We start from the raw sequence: 244 nt of genomic DNA on the forward strand, positions 1-244 counted from the left end.
GAAGCCCCACACTACCATCGGCGCAGTTGCGTTTCACTTCTGAGTTCGGCATGGGTTCAGGTGGGTCCACAACGCTATGGTCGCCAAGCAAATTTTGTTACACAAAGCCGTCAGGCTTTATGAATTAATCTGGAAAGCTGTTTAAATTCTGTCTTTACACATTCAAGTTATGTTCTATCTGAGTCCCACAAAACCCTTTTGGTGTTGTATGGTTAAGCCTCACGGGCAATTAGTACAGGTTAGC

The 244-nt window shown here is 45.1% G+C and carries 1 rRNA gene; it reads right to left on the reverse strand.

Going from position 1 to position 244, the window contains the following annotated elements:
* Positions 1-88: ribosomal RNA gene (gene rrf / locus ACM2FC_RS23710) — 5S ribosomal RNA — on the reverse strand; the annotation flags it as partial.
* Between the last annotated feature and the right edge of the window lie 156 nt (positions 89-244).

Source organism: Vibrio sp. A37 (assembly GCF_059777565.1).